We start from the raw sequence: 20,115 nt of genomic DNA, 5'->3' as shown, positions 1-20,115 counted from the left end.
TCGGGAGAGAGCACGATGCCGAAGCTGACAGTCGACGGAATTGAGGTCGAGGTCCCCCAGGGAGCCACCGTTCTGCAGGCCTGCGAGGCGGCGGGCGCCGAGGTGCCGCGCTTCTGCTTCCACGACCGCCTGTCGGTCGCGGGCAACTGCCGCATGTGCCTGGTGGAGATGGAGAAGGCGCCGAAGCCGATCGCGTCCTGCGCCTTCCCGGCCGGCGACGGCATGGTGATCCACACCAAGTCCGACGTCGCCCGCAAGGCCCAGAAGGGCACGATGGAATTCCTGCTGATCAACCACCCGCTGGATTGCCCGATCTGCGACCAGGGCGGCGAGTGCGACCTGCAGGACCAGGCCATGGGCTATGGCTATCACTCGACGCGCTACGACGAGAACAAGCGCGCGGTGACCGACAAGTACATGGGCCCGCTGGTCAAGACGATCATGACCCGCTGCATCCACTGCACGCGGTGTGTGCGCTTCTCCACCGAGATCGCCGGCGTGACCGATATGGGCATGCTGAACCGCGGCGAGGACGCCGAGATCACCACCTATCTGGAGAAGGCGCTCGACAGCGAGCTGTCGGCCAACGTGATCGACCTGTGCCCGGTCGGCGCGCTCACCTCCAAACCCTATGCCTTCGTCGCCCGTCCCTGGGAGCTGAAGAAGACCGAGACCATCGACGTGATGGACGCGGTCGGCTCCAACATTCGGGTCGACGCCCGCGGTGCCGAAGTGCTGCGCGTGCTGCCGCGGCTGCATGAGGACGTCAACGAGGAGTGGATCTCCGACAAGACCCGCTACGCCTGCGACGGCCTGAAGCGTCAGCGCCTGGACCGCCCCTATGTCCGCAAGGACGGCAAACTGCAGCCGGCGAGCTGGCCGGAGGCCTTCGCCGCCGTGGCCGGCGCCATGAAGGGTCTGAAGGGCGAGCAGATGGCCGCCATCGCCGGCGACACGGTCGATGCCGAGGCGATGTACGCGCTGAAGCGCCTGATGGGCGATCTGGGCAGCGCCAATATCGACTGCCGCCAGGACGGCGCGAAGGTCGGCGGCGGTGCCCGCTCCGGTCACCTGTTCAACACCACCATCGCCGGGATCGAGGAAGCCGACGCCATCCTGCTGGTCGGCACCAATCCGCGCTGGGAGGCCTCCCTGGTCAACGCCCGCATCCGCAAGCGCTGGATGGCGGGCCCGGTGGCCATCGGCCTGATCGGCGCGCCGGTCGACCTGACCTACGATTACGAGCACCTGGGCGCGGGGCCGAAGACCCTGGCCGAGGTCGCCGACGGCAGCCACGCCTTCGCCAAGGTGCTGAACGAGGCCAAGCGGCCGATGATCGTGGTCGGCATGGGCGCGCTGGCCCGCCAGGATGGTGCCGCCATCCTGGCCGCCGCCCGCAAGATCGCCGACGACACCGGCATGATCATCGCCGCCTCGGAAGACGCCGACGGCAACGAGATCCCGGGCTGGAACGGTTTCAACGTCCTGCACACCGCCGCCGCGCGCGTCGCGGGTCTGGACATGGGTTTCCTGCCGGGCGAGAGCGGCCGCGACGTGGCCGGCATCGTCGAGGGTGCGAAGTCGGGTGCCGTCAAGCTGGTGTATCTGCTGGGGGCGGACGAGGTCGACGGCGATTTCGGCGACGCCTTCGTGGTCTATCAGGGCCATCACGGCGACAAGGGGGCTCACGGCGCCGACGTGATCCTGCCGGGTGCCGCCTATACCGAGAAGGACGGCCTCTACGTGAACACCGAGGGCCGGATCCAGATGGGGGTCGCGGCGACCTTCCCGCCGGGCGAGGCGCGGGAGGACTGGAAGATCCTGCGCGCCCTGTCCGAGGCGGTCGGCAAGACGCTGCCCTTCACCAATCTGGAGGATGTCCGCAGCGCCCTGCGCAAGGATTTCCCGACCTTCGCCGCCATCGACACGATCGAGCCGGCCGAGTGGGGAACCTTCGGCGCGGCCGGTGCGACGGACGACACGCCGTTTGCGTATCCGATCGATAACTTCTACATGACCGACCCGATCAGCCGCGCGTCCAAGACGATGGCCGAGTGCACGGAAGCCTTCGTGCTGCCGAAGCGCGCCGGCGCGGCGACCGGAACGGACGGATGAGCGGCGGGGCAGGGCGCGGGTAATGGAGTTCATCGATACATACGTGATCCCGGGCGCGATCATCGTCGCCCAGATCCTGGCCTTGGTCGTGCCGCTGCTGGTGGCTGTGGCCTACCTGACCTTCTTCGAGCGCAAGGTCATCGGCGCGATCCAGCTGCGCAAGGGACCGAACGTGGTCGGGCCGTTCGGGCTGTTCCAGCCGTTCGCCGACGCGCTGAAGCTGCTGTCGAAGGAGACCATCCTGCCGGCCGGCGCCAACAAGGTGATCTTCCTGCTGGCCCCGATGCTGACCTTCATCCTCAGCCTGATCGCCTGGGCCGTGATCCCGTTCGACAAGGGCATGGTGCTGGCCGACATCAATGTGGGCGTGCTGTACCTGTTCGCGATCAGTTCGCTCGGCGTGTACGGCGTGATCATGTCGGGCTGGGCCTCGAACTCGAAATACGCCTTCCTGGGCGCCCTGCGCTCGGCCGCCCAGATGGTCTCCTACGAGGTCTCCATCGGCTTCGTGATCATCACCGTGCTGCTCTGCGTCGGCTCGCTGAACCTGACCGCGATCGTCGAGGCGCAGCGCACCGTGTGGTTCGCGATCCCGCTGCTGCCGATGTTCGTGGTGTTCTTCATCTCGGCCCTGGCCGAGACCAACCGCGCGCCGTTCGACCTGCCGGAAGGCGAGTCGGAGCTGGTCGCCGGGTATTTCGTCGAATACTCGTCGATGGCCTTCGCGCTGTTCTTCCTCGGCGAATACGCCAACATGATCCTGATGAGCGGCATCACCACGGTGCTGTTCCTGGGCGGCTGGTTGCCGCCGCTCGACATCGCTCCCTTCAATTGGATCCCGGGTCCGATCTGGTTCATCCTGAAGATCTCCCTGGTCCTGTTCGTCTTCTTGTGGGTCCGCGCCACGTTCCCGCGCTATCGCTACGATCAGCTCATGCGGCTCGGCTGGAAGGTCTTCCTGCCCCTGTCGCTGCTGTGGGTGGTGATCACCGCCGGCGTGCTCGTGGCCTTCGACTGGGTTCCGTGAGGAAAGGAAGAGGCTGAGCCATGGCTTCCGTCCAATACCGCGCAAAGAGCATGCTGCTGGCCGAGTTGGTCAGCGGCATGGCGCTGACGCTGAAGTACTTCTTCCGTCCCAAGGTGACGCTGAACTACCCCTATGAGAAGGGGCCGCTCAGCCCGCGCTTCCGAGGCGAGCATGCGCTGCGCCGCTATCCGAACGGCGAGGAGCGCTGCATCGCGTGCAAGCTGTGCGAGGCGATCTGCCCGGCCCAGGCCATTACCATCGAGGCCGAGCCGCGCGCCGACGGGTCGCGCCGCACCACGCGCTACGACATCGACATGACGAAGTGCATCTATTGCGGCTTCTGCCAGGAAGCCTGTCCGGTGGACGCCATCGTCGAGGGACCGAATTTCGAGTTCGCGACGGAGACCCGCGAGGAGCTGTTCTACAACAAGGACAAGCTGCTCGCGAATGGCGACCGCTGGGAAGTCGAGATCAGCCGGAACCTGACGGCCGACGCGCCGTACCGCTGATCGCGGGGCGCTTGGGTTCAGGTTTCGGTTTAGGAATGCGGGATAACCGGTTGTTTCTGATCGGTGACGGGTCGAAAGACCGGGGAAAGGGATCGGCATGGCTCTACAGGCCTTAGTCTTCTACCTGTTCGCCTTCGTGGCGGTTGCATCGGGCGTGATGGTCGTCACATCGCGCAATCCGGTGCATTCGGTGCTGTTCCTGATCCTGGCCTTCTTCAACGCCGCCGGCCTCTTCGTCCTGATGGGCGCCGAGTTCCTGGCGATGATCCTGGTCGTCGTCTATGTCGGCGCCGTCGCGGTGCTGTTCCTGTTCGTGGTCATGATGCTCGACATCAACTTCGTCGAGCTGCGCCAGGGCTTCGCGCGCTACCTGCCGGTCGGCGGCCTGATCGGCCTGGTGCTGCTGGCCGAGCTGATCCTGGTGGTCGGGGTGTGGAGCTTCTCGCCGGAGGTGACGGTGACCGCCGCCTCGCCGATCCCGGCGGAAGTGACCAACACCGAGGCGCTCGGCCAGGTGATCTATACCCACTACGTCCTGGCCTTCCAGACCGCCGGGCTCGTGCTGCTGGTCGCCATGATCGGCGCCATCGTGCTGACCCTACGCCAGCGCCCCGGCGTCAAGCGCCAGTCGATCGACAAGCAGAACCTGCGCCGTCCCGAGGATGTCGTGGAAGTCGTCAAGGTGACCCGCGGGGGAGGGGTCTGACATGGAAATCGCTCTGGGCCATTACCTGACGGTCGCCGCGATCCTGTTCACCCTCGGGATCTTCGGCATCTTTCTGAACCGGAAGAACGTGATCATCATCCTGATGTCGGTCGAGCTCATGCTGCTGGCCGTCAACATCAACTTCGTGGCGTTCTCGACTCATCTCGGCGACCTGGTCGGCCAGGTCTTCGCGGTGTTCGTGCTGACGGTCGCCGCGGCGGAAGCGGCCATCGGCCTCGCCATCCTGGTCGTGTTCTTCCGCAACCGCGGCTCCATCGCGGTCGACGACATCAATCTGATGAAGGGCTGAGCCGATGTACGCCGCCATCGTCTTTCTTCCGCTCATCGGCGCGCTGATCGCCGGGTTCGGGAACAAGAAACTGGGGGATCGGGGCGCGCAGATCGTGACCTGCGCCGCCATGATCACCTCCGCGGTCCTCGGCATCGTCGCGTTCTGGGAAGTAGCACTGAACGGCCAGTCCCAGACCGTCGAGCTCTTCACCTGGATCGACAGCGGCAGCTTCGAGGCGAGCTGGGCGCTGCGCTGGGACACGCTGACCGCCGTGATGGTGATCGTGGTCACCGTGGTGTCGTCCTGCGTCCACGTCTATTCCGTCGGCTACATGAGCCATGACCACTCGATTCCGCGGTTCATGGCGTACCTCTCGTTCTTCACCTTCGCCATGCTGATGCTGGTGACCTCCGACAACCTGATCCAGATGTTCTTCGGCTGGGAGGGCGTGGGTGTCGCCTCCTACCTGCTGATCGGGTTCTGGTACGACCGGCCGTCGGCCAATGCCGCCGCGATCAAGGCCTTCGTGGTCAACCGGGTCGGCGATTTCGGCTTCGCGCTCGGCATCTTCGGCTGCTTCCTGCTGTTCGACGCGGTGAGCTTCGACGCGATCTTCGCCGCCGCTCCGGAGATGGCGGGAACGACCTTCGACTTCCTGTGGTTCACTGATGTCGACGCGCTGACGGTGATCGCCATCCTGCTATTCATCGGCGCCATGGGTAAGTCGGCCCAGCTCGGCCTGCACACCTGGCTGCCGGACGCCATGGAGGGCCCGACCCCGGTCTCCGCGCTGATCCACGCCGCCACGATGGTGACCGCCGGCGTGTTCCTGGTCGCGCGGATGTCGCCGCTGTTCGAATACGCCCCGGACGCCCTGGTCGTCGTCACCATCGTCGGTGCGGCCACCGCCTTCTTCGCGGCGACGGTCGGCACCACCCAGAACGACATCAAGCGGGTCATCGCCTATTCGACCTGTTCGCAGCTCGGCTACATGTTCTTCGCCCTCGGCGTGTCGGCCTATCCGGCGGCGATCTTCCACCTGATGACCCACGCCTTCTTCAAGGCGCTGCTGTTCCTGTCGGCGGGCTCGGTGATCCACGCCCTGCACGACGAGCAGGACATGCGGAACATGGGCGGCATCTGGCGCAAGGTGCCCTGGACCTACGCCATGTTCTGGATCGGCAGCCTGGCGCTGGCCGGCATCCCGTTCTTCGCCGGCTACTACTCCAAGGACATGATCCTGGAATCGGCCTTCGCCGCCCATACGGGTGCGGGCACCTTCGCCTTCTGGGCCGGCATCGTGGCCGCCCTGCTGACGGCGTTCTATTCCTGGCGCCTGCTGTTCATGACCTTCCACGGCAAGCCGCGGATGGACCAGCACACCTTCGACCATGCCCATGAGTCGCCGCCTGTGATGCTGATCCCGCTGATCGTTCTGGCGATCGGCGCCATCTTCAGCGGCTTCATCGGCTACGAGTATTTCGTCGGCCACCACATGGACGCCTTCTGGGGCGCCTCCATCAAGATCCTGGAAGAGAACAACGTGATCGAGGCGGCCCACCATTCGCCGACCTGGGTCAAGCTGGCGCCGCTGGTGGTGGGCATCATCGGCATCGGTGCGGCCTATGTGGCCTATATCCTGAACCCGGGCATCCCGGCGAAGGTCACCGGCGCGATCCGCCCGGTCTACCTGTTCCTGCTCAACAAGTGGTACTTCGACGAGCTGTACGACTGGCTGTTCGTGAAGCGCTCCTGGCAGGCCGGCCTGATGTTCTGGAAGACCGGTGACGGCACCATCATCAACGGTTTCGGTCCGGACGGCGTCAGCGCCATGACCCGCTGGTGCGCGGGCCAGGTGGCCCGTCTGCAGACCGGTTACCTCTATCACTACGCGTTCGCCATGCTGATCGGTGTCGTGGCGCTGGTCTCCTGGTACCTGGCCTTCGGGGGTTGAGCTGATGCTCGAGCAATGGCTTCTGACGATCGTGACGTTCGGCCCCCTGCTCGGGGTGGCGTTCATCCTGACGGTCCGTGGCACCCCGGAGCAGGTGGCGAGTTCCTCGCGCTGGCTGGCCCTGGTGGCCTCCGGCTCGGTGTTCCTGATCTCGCTGCTGATCCTGACCTATTTCGACCCGACCAGCGCTGAGTTCCAGCTGGTCCAGAAGGTCGAGTGGATTCCGGGCTCGTCGATCGCCTATCACATGGGCGTGGACGGCATCTCGGTCTGGTTCGTGCTGCTGTCGACCCTGCTGACGCCGATCTGCATCCTGGCGAGCTGGGAAGCGGTGCAGAAGCGGGTGCGCGAGTACATGATCGCCTTCCTGGTCCTGGAGACCATGATGGTGGGCATGTTCTGCGCCCTGGACATCTTCCTGTTCTACATCTTCTTCGAAGCCGTCCTGATCCCGATGTTCCTGATCATCGGCGTGTGGGGCGGGGCGCGCCGGGTCTACGCCGCGTTCAAGTTCTTCCTGTACACGCTCGCCGGCTCGGTCCTGATGATGCTGGCCATCCTGGCGATGTACTGGCAGGCCGGCACCACCGACATCCCGACGCTGATGGCGACCCGCTTCCTGCCGGAGGTGCAGACCTGGCTGTGGCTGGCATTCTTCGCCTCCTTCGCGGTGAAGGTGCCGATGTGGCCGGTGCATACCTGGCTGCCGGATGCCCACGTGGAGGCGCCGACCGCCGGCTCCGTCATCCTGGCCGGCGTGCTGCTGAAGATGGGCGGCTATGGCTTTCTGCGCTTCTCGATCCCGATGTTCCCGGAGGCCTCGGCCGACTTCGCGCCGCTGGTCTACACGCTGAGCGTCGTGGCGGTGATCTACACCTCGCTGGTGGCGCTGGTGCAGCAGGACATGAAGAAGCTCATCGCCTATTCGTCGGTCGCCCATATGGGCTTCGTGACGGTCGGCATGTTCACCATGACCACCCAGGGCGTTGAGGGCTCGATCTTCCAGATGCTGTCCCACGGCATCGTGTCGGGCGCGCTCTTCCTCTGCGTCGGCGTGGTCTACGACCGCATGCACACCCGCGAGATCGACGCCTATGGCGGGCTGGCGGAGAACATGCCGCGCTACGCCCTGATCTTCATGCTATTCATGATGGCCTCGGTCGGCCTGCCGGGAACGTCCGGCTTCGTCGGCGAGCTGCTGATCCTGGCCGGCGCGTTCCAGGCCAGTACCTGGCTCGCGGCCTTCACCGCGACCGGCCTGATCCTGGGGGCGGCCTACATGCTCTACCTCTACCGCCGGGTCATCTTCGGCAAGCTGGAGAAGGAGCAGCTCAAGGCGCTGCTGGATCTCAGCCCGCGGGAGATCGCGGTCTTCGCGCCGCTGGTCATCCTGGTGCTGTGGATGGGCATCTATCCCTCGACCTTCACCGACCTGATGTCGGCCTCGGTGGAGAACCTGATCACGAACTACAAGGTGGCGCTGGCCGAAGCCGGCACCGCCCTGGCGGCCCGCTAAGACGGCCGGGAGCACGGATATGGACGCGGCAACGACCCTTCCGATCATGGCGCCGGCCTCGGCGGAGATCTTTCTGGCCATCGCCGGCCTGGCGCTGCTCATGGTGGGCGTGTTCCGGGGCGAGGGCGGTCTGAAGACCCTGTCCTGGGCGACGATCGCGGCCCTGGCGGTCACGGCCGTCCTGGTCGTGGTCAAGGGCGGCGAGGCGCTGGCCTTCCAGGGCCTGTTCGTCACCGATGCGTTCGCCCAATACGCCAAGATCCTGATCCTGCTGGGGGCGGGCTTCTCCATCGTCCTGTCGCTCGGCTACCTGGAGCGGGAGCAGGCGGGACGCTTCGAGTACCCGGTGCTGATCCTGTTCGCCACGCTCGGCATGATGCTGATGGTCTCCGCCAAGGACCTGATCATGCTGTACATGGGCTTGGAGCTGCAGAGCCTGGCGCTCTACGTGGTCGCCTCCATCCGGCGCGACACGCTGAAGTCGACCGAGGCCGGCCTGAAGTACTTCGTCCTGGGGGCGCTGAGCTCGGGCATGCTGCTGTACGGCTGCTCGATGATCTACGGCTTCACCGGCACCACCAGCTTCGACGGCCTGGCCGACGTGCTCGGCGCCGGTCAGGCGCCGTCGACCGGTCTGGTGGTCGGCCTGGTATTCCTGGTCTGCGGTCTCGCCTTCAAGGTCTCCGCCGTGCCGTTCCACATGTGGACGCCGGATGTGTACGAGGGGGCGCCGACCCCGGTGACGGCGCTGTTTGCCGTCGCCCCGAAGGTCGCCGCCATCGCCCTGTTCCTGCGGGTGATGATCGACCCCTTCGGCGATCTGCTCGCCTCCTGGCAGCAGGTGGTGGTCTTCGTCTCGCTCGCCTCCATGGTGGTGGGCGCGCTCGCCGCGATCATGCAGTCCAACATCAAGCGCCTGATGGCCTACAGCTCGATCGGCCATATGGGCTACGCCCTGGTCGGTCTCGCCGCCGGCACCGAGGCGGGGGTGACGGGCGTCATGATCTACATGGCGACCTACATCTTCATGAATATCGGCACCTTCGCCGTGATCCTGGGCATGCGCCGCGACGGCCGCCTGGTGGAGAACCTGTCGGATCTCGCCGGCCTGTCGCGCACCCATCCGATGATGGCCCTGGCCCTGCTGATCTTCATGTTCTCCATGGCCGGCATCCCGCCGCTCGCGGGCTTCTTCGGCAAGTGGTACGTGTTCATGGCAGCGCTCGACGCGGGCCTCTACGGCCTCGCCGTGGTCGGCGTGCTGGCGAGCGTGATCGGCGCGTTCTACTATCTGCGGATCGTGAAGATCATGTACTTCGACGAGGCGCAGCAGCCACTCGACGGGGCGGTGGCCGGCGACCTGCGGCTGATCCTGTACGGGTCGGCGGCGGTCACGGTGCTGTTCTTCCTCGCCCTGTCGCCGATCTACGATACCGCCGCCGCCGCCGCCGCCAGCCTGATCGGGGCGTGATCCCCGCCGGGTGCGCGGCGGTCCGGTGATTGCCACGTCCGGGAATGACAGATGCTGCTGGTGATCGATTGCGGCAACACCAACACGGTGTTCGCCGTCTATGAAGACGGGCGCGAGGAGCCGATCGGCTCCTGGCGCACCTCGACCAATGCCGACCGGACCGCGGACGAATACGCCGTGTGGCTGACCCAGCTCATGGCGCTGGACGCGCTGAATACCAGGGGCATCGAGAGCGTGATCATCGCCACCGTGGTGCCGGCGACGCTGTTCAACCTGAAGACCCTGTGCCGCAAGCATTTCGGCATCGATCCGATGGTGATCGGGGAGCGGCCGACCGAGCTTGGCATCGAAGTGCGGATCGACCGGCCGGAAGAGGTCGGTGCCGACCGGGTTGTGAACGCGGTCTCGGCGCACAAGCTGTATGGTGGGCCGCTGATCATTGTCGATTTCGGCACGGCCACCACCTTCGATGTCGTGGAAGACGATGGCGGCTATGCCGGCGGCATCATCTGCCCGGGCATCAATCTAAGCCTGGACGCCCTCTACATGGCTGCGGCCCAGCTTCCCCGGGTGGCGATCCGGCCGCCGGAGCGGATGCCCGGCGACAACGATCCGGTCCGGGTGATCGGCAAGAACACGCGCGCGGCCATGCATTCCGGGATCTTCTGGGGATACGTGGCGATGATCGAAGGGCTGGTCGCGCGGATCCGAACCGAATACGGCCGGCCGATGAAGGTGGTCGGCACCGGGGGGCTTGCGGCGCTGTTCGCCGACTGGACCTCCGTCATCGAAATCGTGGACGACGACCTGACATTGGCGGGATTACGCATGATACATGACAAGAACCGGGAGCAGATGGGAGCCGCATGACCCTGACGCTCGACCCCAACGACGACGACCTCTACTTCCTGCCGCTTGGCGGCTCCGACGAGATCGGGATGAACGTCAACCTGTACGGCTATGCCGGACAATGGCTGATGGTCGATCTCGGCATCACCTTCGGCGACGACACCACGCCCGGCGTGGATGTCATCCTGCCGGACATCTCGTCCATCGAGCCCCATAAGGACAAGCTCTGTGGCCTGCTGCTGACCCACGGGCACGAGGACCATATCGGTGCCGTGCCCTATCTGTGGGAGCGGCTGGGCTGCCCGATCTACTGCACGCCCTTCACAGCCTCCCTGGTGCGCCGCAAGCTGGTCGATGCCGGGCTGCTGGAGAAGGTGGAGCTGATCGAGATCCCGGTCTCCGGCACGGCCGTCATCGGTCCGTTCGAGATCGAGATGATCCGGGTGACCCATTCGATCCCCGAGCCGAACATGATCGTCCTGCGCTGCGGCGCCGGCACGGTCGTGCATAGCGGCGACTGGAAGTTCGATCCTACGCCCTTCGTCGGCAAGCCGACCGATTTCGACGCCATCCGCGCGGTGGGCGAGGAGGGGGTGCTGGCGCTGATGGGCGACAGCACCAACGTGTTCGTGCCCGGCCGCACCGGCTCCGAGGCCGAGGTGCGCATGGCGATGACCGAGCTGTTCGCCCAGTATGACGGCAAGGGCCGCATCGCGGTCGCCTGCTTCGCCTCCAACGTCGCCCGGCTGGAAAGCATCGCCATGGCGGCGGCCGCGAACGACCGGCAATGTGCCCTGGTCGGCCGCTCGCTCTGGCGGATGCACGACGCGGCCAAGGAGAACGGCTACCTCCAGGACGCCCCGACCTTCGTCAAGGAGGACGAGGCCGGCTACTTCCCGGAGGACAAGATCGTGCTGATCTGCACCGGCAGCCAGGGCGAGTCCCGGGCGGCCCTGGCGCGGATCTCAGACGGTGCCCATCCGCATGTGTCGCTCGGCGAGGGCGATATCTGCATCTTCTCCTCGCGCCAGATTCCCGGCAATGAGCGGGCGATCGCCCGGGTGCAGAACCGGCTCTCGGCCCGCGGCGTGGAGATCATCACCACCGAGGACCAGCCCGGCATCCACGTCTCCGGCCACCCGGCCCGCGAGGAACTAGCCGAGATGTACCAGATGCTGCGGCCGCAGATCGCGATCCCGGTCCATGGCGACGCCCGCCACCTGCGCGAGCACGCGCGGCTGGCCAAGGCCTGCCAGGTGCCGGAGAGTGTGGTCCCGTCCAACGGCAGCCTGATCCGCCTGTCGGCGGGTCATGCCGAGATCGTGGAATGGATCGAGGGCGAGGGGGCCCAGGTCGTCGATGACGGCCAGATCCTCGGCCTGCAGTCGGAAACCTTGCGCGACCGGCGGCGGATGCTGCACAACGGCGCCGCGACGGTCACCCTGGTGCTGGATGCCAAGGGTAACCTCCAGGCGGATCCCATCGTCTCCCTGGTCGGTATCGCCGACCCGGAGGATGCCGAGGACGTTGCCCTGGACGCCGCCGACGGCATCGAGGAGGCCCTGCGCAAGATGTCGGCCCGCGACCGGCGCGAGGACGATGCGGTGCGCGAGGCGGCCCGGCGGATGGTGCGGCGCATCGTGCGCGACGAGTTCAACAAACGCCCGGTGACCGACGTCCATATCGTGAGGATCTGACGGAGCCTTGAGACCATGATCGGCCGATTGAACCATGTCGCCATCGCCGTTCCCGATCTGGGGGCGGCCACCGCCACCTACCGCGACACCCTGGGGGCGGCGGTATCCCAGCCCCAGGACCTGCCGGAGCACGGCGTCACGGTGGTCTTCGTCGAGCTGCCGAACACCAAGATCGAACTGCTGCACCCGCTGGGCGAGGGCTCGCCGATCGCCGGGTTCCTGGAGAAGAACGCCTCGGGCGGCATTCACCATGTCTGCTACGAGGTGGATGACATCCTGGCCGCCCGCGACCGGCTGAAGGCGGCGGGCGCGCGGGTGCTGGGCGACGGGGAGCCGAAGATCGGGGCCCATGGCAAGCCGGTGCTGTTCCTCCACCCCAAGGATTTCGCGGGGACCCTGGTCGAACTCGAGCAGGTCTGAGCGCGGCGATGGATCTGGTTTCCGGAATTGTCGTCTATGTGATCCTGTGGTGGTGGATCCTGTTCATGGTCCTGCCGGTCGGCGTGCGCCGCGAGACCGAGGTGGTGCCGGGCAACGATGTCGGCGCACCGCAGAAGACGATGCTGCCGGCGAAGCTGGTTGCGACGACGGCGATCGCCGCCGTGGTCTGGGTGATCGTCAACCAGATCGTCCGCTCCGACCTGATCTCGTTCCGCGACATGATCAAGGACTGGATGTGAGGGCAGGGGGCGTTGGTCTCCTCGCGTCACGATCCTTGTTTTGCTCTTCCTTTTCCCGCCCCGGATTTAATCCGGGGCCGCGCCGGGACCGAGGGCGACGCTCGCGAGAGCGCTTCAGGAACTCTTCGAACGGTCCTGCAGCCCCTTTTCTAAGCCCCGGCGCAAGGCCGGGAAGAGGGATAGGAAAGAGGTTGCCAGAAGAGTTGGTTCGTCAGGCTCGGTGAACGAAATCACGGGCAGGCGACTAGATCTCCGCTCCTACGCCTTCCCGGCTCCGCGCCGGGATCGAGCGAGACGCTTGCCGGAGCGTTTCAGGAAGATCTCGACCGTTCCAGCGGCTGGTCGTCTGGACCCTGGCGGGACCCTCGCCGCGCCGACTCACGACTATTTCGGGGGCTCCAGCGCCTCCTGTTCTCGATCCCGGCGCAAGGCCGGGAAGACCTTCGAAGCGTGAGGGCGGCTGTTGCAGTGCGGAATTATTTTGCGATGCACAATACTGTGCCAAATGCCCGCCGCTTAAAGTGACAATTGCCTAAAAAATGCACAGTCACATGTTTTTTGCCAAAAAAAAGAGCGGCTGAGGCGATAAAGCCTTGCCACTCCCTTTTGTCAGGCCTATTTTCCTGACTGTGATCGTTGGCGATCACATACGCCTGATGGCGTTTCCTCCCTAAACTCGGGCCGTGCCGGCTACGCCGGTGCGGTCTTTTCTTTGCCCGCGAAAGATAGGGGATCATTCCGGGCGCGTCGACAAAAAAAGCGCTTTGCGGACAATTTTTGAACACGTTCGCATCCTAACGAGTATGTTTGTATCTCGCTGTTAGGAGAAACGGTCATGGACGCGCGTCGCTTTACGTTCGGAAGGTCGCCGGATCGCGTGAGCCGCCTGGCTCTGGCCGCAACCCTCGGTTTGTTCCTCGCCATAGCAGGCGAGTCGACCGCCGGGGCCTCCACCATCACCGTGACGGCGACGGACTGCCAGCGTCTGGTGCGCCACCAGCCGAGCGGCGACGTCGCCTACAAGCCGGGCGTCGATGTGAACGGCAATCCCGTGGCCCCGGCCGACCTGCCGGGCTCGGTGACGATCAAGACGCCGACGGAGGTGACCTTCGACGTGACCTACGACCTGCTGTCGAATTACGGGGTGGCGTCGGACACGGTGCTGGCGCCGCGCGGTGAGGCGGTGGTGGGGACGGTGAAGTACGACCTGCTGTCCGGTGCGCTGACCTTCAACGGCGAGCGGCTCGACAATGCGGAGACCGCCGCCCTGGCCGACCTCTGCAAGGCGGCCGAGGCGCGGTAGCTACCCTTCCGCCATCCTGACGCACGTCAGGAGTTAATCTTTGCCGGTATCGCCGCCCCCGTCATCCTGACGCACGTCAGGATCGGGCTTCTGGCGCCTCCGCACCGCAGATCCTGACGTGCGTCAGGATGACGTCAGTAGGAGGGCTCCGCAGCCGCGGGGCCCTCCCTGAACGTGTGTCTTACCCGGTGAACGCCTGCAGGCCGGTCTGGGCGCGGCCGAGGATCAGGGCGTGCACGTCGTGGGTGCCCTCGTAGGTGTTCACGGCCTCCAGGTTCAGCACGTGACGGATCACGCCGTACTCGTCGGAGATGCCGTTGCCGCCGTGCATGTCGCGGGCCATGCGGGCGATGTCGAGCGCCTTGCCGCAGGAGTTGCGCTTGGCCAGCGAGATCGCCTCCGGCGCGCCGCGGCCCTGGTCCAGCAGGTGACCAAGACGCAGGCAGGCCTGCAGGCCGATGGTGATCTCGGTCTGCATGTCGGCCAGCTTCTTCTGGATGAGCTGGTTGGCGGCCAGCGGACGGCCGAACTGGGTGCGTTCCATGGTGTAGTCGCGGGCGGCGTGCCAGCAGGCCTCGGCCGCACCCAGGGCACCCCAGGAGATGCCATAGCGGGCCTTGTTCAGGCAGCCGAACGGACCGCCAAGGCCGGAGATGTTCGGCAGCAGGTTCTCTTCCGGCACGAACACGCCGTCCATGACGATCTCGCCGGTGATGGAGGCGCGCAGGCTGAACTTGCCCTCGATCTTCGGCGCCGACAGTCCCTCCATGCCCTTCTCGAGCACGAAGCCGCGGATCTTGCCGTCCTCGGTCTTGCCCCAGACCACGAACACGTCGGCGATCGGTGAGTTGGTGATCCACATCTTGGCGCCGGACAGCTTGTAGCCGCCGTCGACCTTCACCGCCCGGGTCTTCATCCCGCCCGGATCGGAGCCGTGATCCGGCTCGGTCAGGCCGAAGCAGCCGACCCACTCGCCGCTGGCGAGCTTCGGCAGGTACTTCTTGCGCTGCTCCTCGGAGCCGTAGGTGTAGATCGGGTGCATGACCAGGCTGGACTGCACGGACATGGCCGAGCGGTAGCCCGAGTCGACGCGCTCGACCTCGCGGGCGATCAGGCCGTAGCAGACGTGGTTCACGCCGGCGCCGCCGTACTCCTCGGGAATGGTGGCGCCGAGCAGGCCCAGCGCGCCCATCTCGGTCATGATGTCGCGGTCGAAGGTTTCGTGACGGAACCCTTCGGTAACCCGCGGTAGCAGCTTTTCCTGGCAGTAGTCGCGGGCCGCGTCTCGGATCATCCGCTCTTCTTCGGTGAGCTGGTCGTCGAGCAGGAGCGGATCATCCCAGGCGAAATCGGGACGCTTCTTGATTTCGGTTGCCGGCTTGTCAGCGACGGCGGCGACGGGCGGGGCCATGTCGATCTACCTCGTAATCTTGGTGCGTTCGTTCTTATATACGGCGGTGATGCGCGCCGTCCAAACATCCAGAGACGAGAATGCCCCCCAGAGACGACAACCGAGTGATTTTGGAGTTCATCCCCAGGGGCGCCTACGTCAAGGTGAGCGCCATTGATCCGGTCACGGGAACGGAAGTGTCGATCGTCGGCGATCCGACCCGTGGCGAGGCAGCGCTGCGCCAGCTGGCGATCCGCAAGCTGCAGTATGTGATGGACAAGCAAAAGAAAGACGGCCGCCGGTAAGCCGACGGCCGTCCAATATCCCACACGTCGGAAGGCGGCGGTTACGCGCTCTTGCGACGGCCTCCGCGACGGGAGGTCTGACGGCCAAGGCCGATCTTCTTGGCGAACTCGGACCGCTGGGCCGCGTAGTTCGGCGCCACCATCGGATAATCGGCCGGCAGCCCCCACTTCGCCCGATAATCCTCTGGAGTCATGTCGTAGGTGGTGCGCAGGTGACGCTTCAGCATCTTCAGCTGCTTGCCATCTTCCAGGCAGACGATGTAATCGGGCGTCACCGACTTCTTCACCGGAACGGCCGGCTTCAGCGGCTCCGGCTCCGGCTCGCCACCGCCCTCGGTCAGATTGTTGAGCGCGTCGTGCACCGTGTTGATCACCTCCGCGATTTGATTGGAGGCGACCGAGTTGTTGCTCAGATAAGCCGCGACGACCTGGGTCGTCATCTCGATCATCGATTTACCGGCGGCCGTTTCAGTCTTGGTATCTTCGCTCATTGAAAAGCTCAATTTTGTGGGGAACATTGCAGATTACATGGCTGACACAAGCCGAAAAGGAAGTCAACACACTCGGCAAGAATTTCACCTACTAACATTAAGTATGCACCAGCACTTATTGCATCGATGTTGAAATAATTTGCCCATGAAATTTGTCACTTGCGCCAATCGCGGGACAATCGCGCTGGATGCGGCAAACGTTCCCGCGGATGGTTGGCAGGTGGGGAAAGCGCTCAGGAATTCAATAGCGACTCGTGCCAGCTTTTGTGGCATCGCACGGCCAAGTTGGCTTATATAGGGTCGAACTTGCCCCGGAGCCTTTGACAATGACCTCTGCCGCGATCGCCATTGCGTCCGATCATGCCGGTTTCCCGCTGAAGTCCGACCTCGCGGAATTTCTGCGCGGACAAGGATTCGAGGTGCTGGATCTCGGTACTGATGGTGACGCGTCGGTCGATTATCCGGACTTCGCCATAGAAATGGCGCGGACGCTCAAGGACGGCAAAGCGGCGCGCGGCGTGCTGGTCTGCGGCACCGGGCTTGGAATCAGCATGGCGGCCAACAGATACCCTTGGGTGCGCGCCGCTCTGTGTCACGATGTGACCACCGCGCGGCTGTGCCGCGAGCATAACGACGCCAATGTGATCGCCCTGGGCGGGCGGCTGCTCGGCGTCGAGGTCGCCCGGGACTGCCTACAGACGTTCCTGACCACCGAGTTCGGCGGCGACCGCCACGCAAGGCGGGTCGGCAAGATGACCACGCCGCCGGAGCTATAAGGCGCTCCCGTCGCAGGGCCGGCGCCGAGCGAAACCGCTACCACCTGACACCAGACTGAGGTCCGAAGGAGACCGATCTCTTCATGACCCTCGCCAATGATCTTCATACCAATGCCGAGACCTTCTTCGGCGCCAGCCTGGCCGAAAGCGATGCCGAGCTGCTGGGCTCGATCTCCAAGGAACTGCACCGCCAGCAGTCGCAGATCGAGCTGATCGCCTCGGAGAACATCGTCTCCCGCGCCGTGCTGGAAGCCCAGGGCTCCGTGCTGACCAACAAGTATGCGGAAGGCTATCCGGGTCGGCGCTACTACGGCGGCTGCGAGTTCGTCGACATCGCCGAGCAGCTCGCCATCGACCGGGCCAAGAAGCTCTTCGACTGCCCGTTCGTGAACGTGCAGCCCCACTGCGGCGCGTCCGCCAACCAGGCGGTGTTCCTGGCCCTGCTGAAGCCGGGCGACACCATCCTGGGCATGTCGCTGGACGCCGGCGGCCACCTGACCCACGGAGCGAAGCCGAACCTGTCGGGCAAGTGGTTCAACGCCATCGGATACGGCGTGACCAAGGAGGAGGGCCGGATCGACTACGATCAGGTCGCGTCCCTGGCGAAGGAGCATAAGCCGGCCATGATCATCGCCGGCGGCTCCGCCTATCCGCGCGAGATCGACTTCGTGCGCTTCCGTCAGATCGCCGTCAGCGTCGGCGCCCTGTTCATGGTCGACATGGCCCATTTCGCCGGTCTGGTCGCCGGCGGCGTGCTGCCGAGCCCCTTGCCCCATGCCGACGTGGTGACCACCACCACCCACAAGACCCTGCGCGGCCCGCGCGGCGGCATGATCCTGTCCCGCGACGAGGAGATCGGGAAGAAGATCAACTCCGCCGTCTTCCCGGGTCTGCAGGGCGGTCCGCTGATGCATGTAATCGCCGCCAAGGCGGTGGCCTTCGGCGAGGCGCTGCGGCCGGAGTTCAAGGCCTATGCCCAGGCCGTGGTCGACAACGCCAAGGCGCTCGCCGAGGTGCTGAAGGGGCGCGGACTCGACATCGTGTCCGGCGGTACCGACAGCCACCTGATGCTGGTCGACCTGCGGCCCAAGGGCCTGACCGGCCGCGATACCGAGCACGCCCTGGAGCGCGCCGGCATCACCTGCAACAAGAACGGCGTGCCCTTCGATCCGCAGAAGCCGATGATCACCTCGGGCGTGCGTCTCGGCACCCCGGCCGGCACCACCCGCGGCTTCGGCGTCGCCGAATTCCGCCAGGTCGGCGAGCTGATCGGCGATGTGCTGGACGGTCTGGCGCGCAACCCGGAGGGCGATGGCCAGGTCGAAGCCCAGGTCCGGGCCAAGGTCGAGGCGTTGTGCAACCGCTTCCCGATCTATCCGGACGCGGCCTGAGCGAGTGAGGGAGTAGAGGCATGCGCTGTCCGTTCTGCGGGAATGAAGACACCCAGGTGAAGGATTCCCGTCCCACCGAGGACAACACCGCCATACGCCGCCGCCGGTTCTGTCCGGAATGCAGTGCCCGCTTCACCACCTTCGAGCGGGTGCAGCTCCGGGAGCTGACGGTGGTCAAGAAGACGGGCAAGCGCGCGCCGTTCGACCGGGACAAGCTGGCGCGGTCGATCCAGATCGCGCTGCGCAAGCGCCCGGTCGATCCCGAGCGCATAGAGCGCCTGGTGACCGGCATCGTCCGTCGCCTGGAAAGCATGGGCGAGAGCGAGATCCCGTCCGAGGTCATCGGCGAGATGGTCATGGACGCGCTCGCCAATGTGGACCCGGTCGCCTATGTGCGCTTCGCCTCGGTCTACAAGAATTTCCGCGAGGCGAAGGACTTCGAGAACTTCGTCGAGGAAATCCAGAGCGGCGGCAACTTCATCGACGACTGACCGCCGAAAGGCAGGGCGGTCCCCCATGACCTCCGCATCCTCCATCACCGCAGCCGACCGCCGTTTCATGGCGGTCGCGCTGCGGCTTGCCCGGCGCGGGCTCGGCCGCACGGCGGAGAACCCCTCCGTCGGCTGCGTGCTGGTGCGAAACGACGAGATCGTCGCCCGGGCCCGCACCTCCGACGGCGGGCGCCCCCATGCCGAGGCCAATGCCTTGGCGATGGCCGGTGCGTCGGCGCGCGGCGCGACCGCCTATGTCACCCTGGAGCCCTGCGCCCATTGGGGCCGCACCCCGCCCTGTTCCCAGGCGTTGATCGATGCGGGCGTCGCCCGGGTCGTGGTCGCCGTGACCGACCCGGACCCGCGGGTCGACGGCGGCGGCCTGGCGATGCTGCGCGCCGCCGGGATCGAGGTGGTGACCGGCGTCGAGACCGCCGCGGCCGAAGCCGATCTCGCCGGCTATCTGTCCCGCAATCGCACCGGCCGGCCCTCCGTCACCCTGAAGCTTGCCACCAGCCTGGACGGGCGCATCGCCTCGGCGACCGGGGCAAGCCGCTGGATCACCGGGGCGGAGGCGCGGGCAAGGGGCCATCTGATGCGCGCCCGACACGACGCCATCCTGATCGGCTCCAGCACCGCCAAGTCGGACGATCCGGACCTGACCTGCCGCCTGCCGGGGTTGGAGGGCCGGTCGCCGGTGCGGGTGGTGCTCGATACCGGCCTGTCCCTGTCGCCGTCTTCCCGTCTCGCCGCCACCGCGACGGATGTCCCGACCTGGGTGATCGGCGGGGAGGGGGCGGATGCCGCCCGCCGGAAGGGACTGGAAGCTTGGGGCGTGACCGTTCTGACCGTCGCCACGGATGCGGGGGGCCGACCGGCCGTCGATGCGGTGCTTCAGGCCCTCGGCGTGCGCGGGATCAACTCCGTTCTGGTGGAGGGCGGGGCGGCCGTGGCCGCTGCTTTCCTGCGCGCCGATGCGGTCGATACCCTGGCCCTGTTCCGCGCCCCGATCGCCATCGGCGGGGACGGACGGGCGGCCCTGGAGGGGCTCTCGGTGACCGATCTGGCCGGCGCGCCCCGATTCAGGTCGGACGGGATCGAGTGTCTTGGTGCAGATACTCTGGAAACTCTGCGCCGTCGGACATAGGTTGC

The 20,115-nt window shown here is 65.8% G+C and carries 20 protein-coding genes; 18 read left to right on the top strand and 2 right to left on the bottom strand.

Translation table 11 applies throughout. The annotated features are described in order from the left end of the window. Nucleotides 1-15: 15 nt before the first annotated feature. The 13 genes from nuoG to ACOQOP_RS07085 all read left to right on the top strand — a co-directional run bounded on the left by nuoG (nucleotide 16) and on the right by ACOQOP_RS07085 (nucleotide 14,119). The gene (gene nuoG, locus ACOQOP_RS07145; protein WP_420565632.1) at nucleotides 16-2,115 is read left to right on the top strand and encodes an NADH-quinone oxidoreductase subunit NuoG; all 2,100 of its coding nucleotides are present in this window, start codon (nucleotides 16-18) and stop codon (nucleotides 2,113-2,115) included. Between the two features lie 22 nt (nucleotides 2,116-2,137). Further along, nucleotides 2,138-3,142, top strand: coding sequence for an NADH-quinone oxidoreductase subunit NuoH (nuoH, locus tag ACOQOP_RS07140; RefSeq protein WP_420565631.1), 1,005 nt, complete (start codon nucleotides 2,138-2,140; stop codon nucleotides 3,140-3,142). 20 nt (nucleotides 3,143-3,162) lie between these two features. Next, the gene (nuoI, locus tag ACOQOP_RS07135) at nucleotides 3,163-3,651 is read left to right on the top strand and encodes an NADH-quinone oxidoreductase subunit NuoI (protein ID WP_420565630.1); all 489 of its coding nucleotides are present in this window, start codon (nucleotides 3,163-3,165) and stop codon (nucleotides 3,649-3,651) included. A gap of 97 nt (nucleotides 3,652-3,748) precedes the next feature. Beyond that, entirely contained in the window at nucleotides 3,749-4,357 is a 609-nt protein-coding gene (locus tag ACOQOP_RS07130) for an NADH-quinone oxidoreductase subunit J (RefSeq protein ID WP_420565629.1), read from the top strand. A gap of 1 nt (nucleotide 4,358) precedes the next feature. After that, nucleotides 4,359-4,667, top strand: coding sequence for an NADH-quinone oxidoreductase subunit NuoK (gene nuoK, locus ACOQOP_RS07125; RefSeq protein WP_028794897.1), 309 nt, complete (start codon nucleotides 4,359-4,361; stop codon nucleotides 4,665-4,667). 4 nt (nucleotides 4,668-4,671) lie between these two features. Continuing rightward, nucleotides 4,672-6,603 carry an NADH-quinone oxidoreductase subunit L gene (gene nuoL / locus ACOQOP_RS07120; protein ID WP_420565628.1) on the top strand — a complete coding sequence of 644 codons (1,932 nt, stop codon included), beginning with the start codon at nucleotides 4,672-4,674 and terminating at the stop codon, nucleotides 6,601-6,603. A 4-nt stretch (nucleotides 6,604-6,607) separates the two neighbouring features. Then, nucleotides 6,608-8,119: an NADH-quinone oxidoreductase subunit M gene (locus ACOQOP_RS07115; protein ID WP_420565627.1), complete on the top strand. Its 1,512-nt coding sequence runs from the start codon at nucleotides 6,608-6,610 to the stop codon at nucleotides 8,117-8,119. A 19-nt stretch (nucleotides 8,120-8,138) separates the two neighbouring features. Beyond that, nucleotides 8,139-9,590: an NADH-quinone oxidoreductase subunit NuoN gene (gene nuoN / locus ACOQOP_RS07110; RefSeq protein WP_420565626.1), complete on the top strand. Its 1,452-nt coding sequence runs from the start codon at nucleotides 8,139-8,141 to the stop codon at nucleotides 9,588-9,590. 51 nt (nucleotides 9,591-9,641) lie between these two features. After that, nucleotides 9,642-10,460 carry a type III pantothenate kinase gene (locus tag ACOQOP_RS07105; RefSeq protein ID WP_420565625.1) on the top strand — a complete coding sequence of 273 codons (819 nt, stop codon included), beginning with the start codon at nucleotides 9,642-9,644 and terminating at the stop codon, nucleotides 10,458-10,460. Further along, nucleotides 10,457-12,136: a ribonuclease J gene (locus tag ACOQOP_RS07100; protein WP_420565624.1), complete on the top strand. Its 1,680-nt coding sequence runs from the start codon at nucleotides 10,457-10,459 to the stop codon at nucleotides 12,134-12,136. The genes ACOQOP_RS07105 and ACOQOP_RS07100 overlap by 4 nt, the downstream gene beginning before the upstream one ends. A gap of 15 nt (nucleotides 12,137-12,151) precedes the next feature. After that, the gene (gene mce / locus ACOQOP_RS07095) at nucleotides 12,152-12,556 is read left to right on the top strand and encodes a methylmalonyl-CoA epimerase (RefSeq protein ID WP_420565623.1); all 405 of its coding nucleotides are present in this window, start codon (nucleotides 12,152-12,154) and stop codon (nucleotides 12,554-12,556) included. An 8-nt stretch (nucleotides 12,557-12,564) separates the two neighbouring features. Beyond that, nucleotides 12,565-12,816 (top strand): DUF1467 family protein, encoded by a 252-nt coding sequence (locus ACOQOP_RS07090; protein ID WP_420565622.1) that lies wholly within the window; start codon nucleotides 12,565-12,567, stop codon nucleotides 12,814-12,816. 877 nt (nucleotides 12,817-13,693) lie between these two features. Further along, nucleotides 13,694-14,119: a hypothetical protein gene (locus ACOQOP_RS07085; RefSeq protein WP_420565621.1), complete on the top strand. Its 426-nt coding sequence runs from the start codon at nucleotides 13,694-13,696 to the stop codon at nucleotides 14,117-14,119. Nucleotides 14,120-14,300: 181 nt separating this feature from the next. Here ACOQOP_RS07085 and ACOQOP_RS07080 read toward each other — a convergent pair whose 3' ends face one another. Beyond that, on the bottom strand, nucleotides 14,301-15,530 hold the full coding sequence (locus ACOQOP_RS07080; RefSeq protein WP_420565620.1) for an acyl-CoA dehydrogenase: 1,230 nt from the start codon (nucleotides 15,528-15,530) through the stop codon (nucleotides 14,301-14,303). Nucleotides 15,531-15,610: 80 nt separating this feature from the next. Here ACOQOP_RS07080 and ACOQOP_RS07075 point away from each other — a divergent pair, with 80 nt between their 5' ends. Further along, on the top strand, nucleotides 15,611-15,814 hold the full coding sequence (locus ACOQOP_RS07075) for a DUF6898 family protein (protein ID WP_420565619.1): 204 nt from the start codon (nucleotides 15,611-15,613) through the stop codon (nucleotides 15,812-15,814). A 41-nt stretch (nucleotides 15,815-15,855) separates the two neighbouring features. Here ACOQOP_RS07075 and ACOQOP_RS07070 read toward each other — a convergent pair whose 3' ends face one another. Beyond that, a complete protein-coding gene (locus ACOQOP_RS07070; protein WP_420565618.1) occupies nucleotides 15,856-16,305 on the bottom strand; it encodes a MucR family transcriptional regulator in 450 nt (149 codons plus the stop codon). A 326-nt stretch (nucleotides 16,306-16,631) separates the two neighbouring features. Here ACOQOP_RS07070 and rpiB point away from each other — a divergent pair, with 326 nt between their 5' ends. The 4 genes from rpiB to ribD all read left to right on the top strand — a co-directional run bounded on the left by rpiB (nucleotide 16,632) and on the right by ribD (nucleotide 20,110). Then, complete coding sequence (gene rpiB, locus ACOQOP_RS07065; RefSeq protein ID WP_420565617.1) at nucleotides 16,632-17,081, top strand: ribose 5-phosphate isomerase B; 450 nt, start codon at nucleotides 16,632-16,634, stop codon at nucleotides 17,079-17,081. A gap of 83 nt (nucleotides 17,082-17,164) precedes the next feature. Next, the gene (gene glyA / locus ACOQOP_RS07060; RefSeq protein ID WP_420565616.1) at nucleotides 17,165-18,472 is read left to right on the top strand and encodes a serine hydroxymethyltransferase; all 1,308 of its coding nucleotides are present in this window, start codon (nucleotides 17,165-17,167) and stop codon (nucleotides 18,470-18,472) included. A 20-nt stretch (nucleotides 18,473-18,492) separates the two neighbouring features. After that, entirely contained in the window at nucleotides 18,493-18,963 is a 471-nt protein-coding gene (nrdR, locus tag ACOQOP_RS07055; RefSeq protein ID WP_420565615.1) for a transcriptional regulator NrdR, read from the top strand. 25 nt (nucleotides 18,964-18,988) lie between these two features. Further along, nucleotides 18,989-20,110: a bifunctional diaminohydroxyphosphoribosylaminopyrimidine deaminase/5-amino-6-(5-phosphoribosylamino)uracil reductase RibD gene (gene ribD / locus ACOQOP_RS07050; protein ID WP_420565614.1), complete on the top strand. Its 1,122-nt coding sequence runs from the start codon at nucleotides 18,989-18,991 to the stop codon at nucleotides 20,108-20,110. Nucleotides 20,111-20,115 lie beyond the last annotated feature (5 nt).

The organism is Thalassobaculum sp. (assembly GCF_965223715.1).
Lineage (GTDB): Bacteria > Pseudomonadota > Alphaproteobacteria > Thalassobaculales > Thalassobaculaceae > Thalassobaculum.
Note: the sequence above shows the minus strand (reverse complement) of the source record. Positions and strands in the feature narration are given on the sequence as shown.